We start from the raw sequence: 4,074 nt of genomic DNA, 5'->3' as shown, positions 1-4,074 counted from the left end.
GCGAGAGATGATGAGGCCGCACAAACGCCTGTGTTCGCGCCGTTTGCCGGCACAGAAGGCTACAGTCCGGTCGCCTATGCTCCTTATATCCTCGCGGCAGCCATCGGACGTCTGCTCGGCCTCGACTTGCCCGAATTGCTGTTCCTGATGCGCTTCCTCGGCTTGGTCTTTTTCACGGCGGTAACGGCCTACGCCATCGCGGTCACTCCGACCCTCCAATGGGCGTTCGTGTTGATCGCGATGCTGCCGGTATCGCTCTATAACCGCGTTGTTCTTAGCGCGGACGGTGCCGCGCTCAGCTATGCGCTGGTGATCACCGCACTCTGCTTCAGAGCCGCATGGAAGCCCTCCGACGGGCGCGTCTGGGAGCGCTCGCTATGGATGACGGTATGTGTACTCGGCAAGCAGCCGCAGATTGTTTTCGTGCTGTTGGAGTTGATGTCCGGCCGGCTCAGGGAGCTCGTGCGCCGGTGGAAGACCATTGCGATCGTCGTACTGCCGGGCGTTATCCTGTCGCCGCTGTGGGTGATCGGAGTCTCAGCGGATGTAGCGGCGTGGCGTGTCCGCGAGGGACACGACTATCCAGTAGAGCAGTTTGATCCGTTGTGGAAACTCGCTTACATGTGGGAGCATCCATTTCATTTCCCGCTGGCGACATGGACGGCTCTGCGCGAATGGGGCGCCCCGCTGTGGCCGGAACTCATTGGCATCCTGGGCTGGCAGGACATTGTGCTTCGGCCCTGGACTTATATCGTGCTCACGGCCCTCCTCCTGCTTGTCCCGCTGCAAAAACTGCCGCTGGGTGGAACGCGTGCGCGCGTGGCGATCGTGACAGGCTTTGCCGTCCTCAGCTACTTTGTGTTGGTCTATCTGATTTTTTTCATCACTTACACGCCTGTCGCTTCGCCCCATGTCTTGGGCGTTCAAGGACGTTACTTCGTCATCGTCCTGCCCATGGCTGCGATCTTCATGGCCTCGCTGATCAACCTCGAATTACCGCGCGGCGTGCCCGCGCTGGTCGCGATTACCGGCTCAATGATTGCGGGAGTGACGTCCGTGGACGCGGTGCTGAAAGCGCACTGGTGATGTGGGCCAGGGGGCGGACATGTGCAGCACTCGTCCCTTAGGTCCGCTCCGGGTCCAGGCTGTGTGAAAACGTCCACGCGCGGAGAACGCGCGGAATTGTTTTCTCTCTTTTCTTCTTTTGACGGCGCCTGCCAGAGTGGTTCTTTTCTTATTCAACGTCATCGAGACAAACGTTCTACGCGAAAGTTCGACGTCGGAGTTTTCACACAGCCTGGGTCAAAAGCTGACCTGGCGCCAGGCGCGATTGAGGTCAGCTCTTACCTCAACAACGGACATAAAATGCGCAAATCGAATGTTATGGAACATGCCTCCAGGCCGACTGATAAGGTTTCTGCTCATTCTTAGCCAGTAAAAGCTCATCGCAATACCTAGAATTGCGATTATATCTCCGATCATATCTAAAAATGATTGGCCCCTGACCGACCAATGGCAGAAGGAAAAACAGCAATCTCGTCGGAGGTCACGAGACACCGCTCGTGGACGATGTCGCGCGTTTCTTCCAAGCACACGGGCCCGGAGATCCTAGTTCGGAAAGCGGCGCATGCCCTAGGTTTGCGATTTCGGCTTCATCGGACTGACCTCCCGGGCACGCCCGACATGGTTTTCCCCGGACGAGCCGTGGCATTGTTCGTAAACGGCTGTTTCTGGCATTCCCATGAGCATTGAAAACGGGCCCGGGTTCCGAAATCGAACACCGGGTATTGGGTCCCAAAACTCCTTCGCAACAAACAGCGTGATGACGAACACGCCGAGAGCCTGAAAGCGTTGGGCTGGCGTCCGGTGGTCGTCTGGGGATGCGAAACACACGATCCGGGAAAGCTAAAAAGAGCGCTTCGCCAAAGAGTCGTGAACGTTAGGCCTCAGGGACGTCGATCGGGATCTTCCAATTGAACCGGGCGCTTCTGCTCTTTCGAAAGCCAGCTCCAGCGCGCGCAGCGGCCGCCGTTCGAGATCGAATGTATCCACAAATCGCGTTTGGATATCCGCTCTCGGAAGCTTGATGTTATTGTCGTCTACAAGGTCGATCGCCTGACGCGATCGCTGGCCGACTTCGCTAAGCTGGTGGAACTGTTCGATGCACATGGCGTGTCGTTCGTCTCGGTCACCCAGCAGTTCAATACCACGACTTCGATGGGCCGGCTGACGCTCAACGTGCTTCTGTCCTTCGCCCAGTTCGAGAGGGAGGTCACTTCCGAGCGCATCCGCGACAAAATTGCTGCCTCTAAAAGAAAGGGCCTGTGGGTCGGCGGTCCCCTCCCCCTCGGTTATCACATGAAGGACGACAAGATTGCCGTCGTTGAGGACGAAGCAGAGCGGGTCCGCCTGATCTACCGACGCTATCTCGAACTCGGCGGCGTCAACGCACTGGTGCGAGACCTCCGCGAGCAGGATATGCCTTACAAGATCTGTAGTGCCGCACGCAAACGCGTGAGGCTGAACGACGAAGAACTGCGGATTGATCTATTCCCTACCAAACGCGCCAAAGGCGCGCTCGTGGGCCGTAGCGGATAAACGCCGAAATCTTCGGTTCGCAGGTCGGACAGACGTTTCGCGCAGATCGAGTGGCGCAGAAATGCCGTTAGGGAAACACGCTCTCGTTCGTATCCTCTCTTCGTGACGCTAACCGTGTCCCGGTAACGTTCGACGAGTTCCCCCAGGGTAATACGCTGTAGCGCCTTGGGATCAGCCGGGAGATCGTGCCGGTCCGCCTGCACCTCCATCTGCCGTGCCCACTCCATCGCGTCCTTACGCAGGGTGAATGTCTTTGACAGGGCTCGAAGGCCCGTCCGTCTAATTCGGACCTGCCATTTATTTCTGTGCTTGCGGATATTGGCCATCAAGAATCTCCGACTGGGACCAGATTGGGACCAGTTGAGTTCTCTAAGTTTCGGATGGGACCGACGGCGCTAAAAGGCTTTGAGGCTTCAATGACTTAGATGGTGGTGTGCGCAGTCAGATACGAACCCGTCTCCCTGTTATTTGGCCAATATCAGGGTCTTTTTCAAAAAAAACAGCGATCCAGCGGCCAGGAATATCAAACAGCGCTGCAGCACGGGCATTTCTTGAATATCACGACAATTCAATATCAGGGAAGAACAGGGAGCGCGCTTCCCGGTCAACAGCGAGCGAGCAGTCACCCGAACTGGGACGCCGGAAACCGGGCTGGCAGAGTAGCTCTCCCGGTTGCCGCGAACCCAGAACTGGATAGTGGGATGGTTTGATGGTGGCAGAGTTGCGCGCTGGAAAGCACGCGATCCGTGGCGCATATTGGATCAATGACACGCCTTAATGAATTTCTTAATGCCGCCGAATTTGACGCTCTTGAGCAAGTCGATGAGGGCAGAAACCGGCCCATACCGAAGAACTTTAGCGACCGGCTGCTTGAGCTCGGCTACATTCAACAAATCACGGACGACTTTGCGATCACTAGCGCGGGCCAAATGCGGCTGGCGCTAGGACTATGATCGACCAGCCCCCAACGTACTAGAGACGTCAACTAACTCGCCAAGATGATCCTGGGACATTGCGACCGGTGAGGCCCGACCGCGGTCGATTTTTCCAAGACAGGCCCGCCGCCCAAACCCGGCATCCTGGTTGCCATATGGCGTTGGTTGACCTAAATAGGTCTTATCAGACCACTTAGGGATTTCGCCGTGCCGCATTCTGCCATCGCCGTTTTCACAGCCAATAGCCGCGACGAGATCCTGGAGGTCGGTGGATCGGCTTCTTGGGTCGTGGCGGAAAAGCAGGCCCGCCGCCGGGAATTCCTGGTCTGCATCCGTAACGCGCGAGACGTTGATTTCCACGATCATGAGCCTCACGGAACGGCGTTCTTGGTCGGCCGCATCAGCGGACTTAAGCCCCATGGATATGATAAAAAGGGCATGCAGCGCTGGATTATCGAGATCAACGAGTACGCCCTGATCGACTATCCGGAGGCATGGGGCGAGTGGCGCAACCCCGTCAAGTACACCACATTGGAAGAGC

At 57.2% G+C, this 4,074-nt stretch carries 3 protein-coding genes and 2 pseudogenes; all 5 read left to right on the top strand.

Annotated features, from left to right (window positions below):
• Positions 1–1,086 (top strand): DUF2142 domain-containing protein (locus tag E8A46_RS20665; RefSeq protein ID WP_291565213.1); only part of this gene is annotated, 1,086 nt, incomplete at its 5' end.
• A 426-nt stretch (positions 1,087–1,512) separates the two neighbouring features.
• Complete coding sequence (locus E8A46_RS20660; RefSeq protein ID WP_291565210.1) at positions 1,513–1,752, top strand: hypothetical protein; 240 nt, start codon at positions 1,513–1,515, stop codon at positions 1,750–1,752.
• Between the two features lie 312 nt (positions 1,753–2,064).
• Positions 2,065–2,481: pseudogene (locus tag E8A46_RS20655) on the top strand (recombinase family protein); the annotation flags it as partial.
• Positions 2,482–3,362: 881 nt separating this feature from the next.
• Positions 3,363–3,551 (top strand): hypothetical protein, encoded by a 189-nt coding sequence (locus E8A46_RS20650; protein ID WP_291565208.1) that lies wholly within the window; start codon positions 3,363–3,365, stop codon positions 3,549–3,551.
• Positions 3,552–3,740: 189 nt separating this feature from the next.
• Positions 3,741–4,074, top strand: a pseudogene (locus E8A46_RS20645) (hypothetical protein); the annotation flags it as partial.

The sequence above is a fragment of the Bradyrhizobium sp. genome (assembly GCF_004799445.1).
Lineage (GTDB): Bacteria > Pseudomonadota > Alphaproteobacteria > Rhizobiales > Xanthobacteraceae > Bradyrhizobium.
The sequence above is the reverse complement of the archived record's forward strand: the minus strand, read 5'-3'. Positions and strand labels throughout refer to the sequence as shown.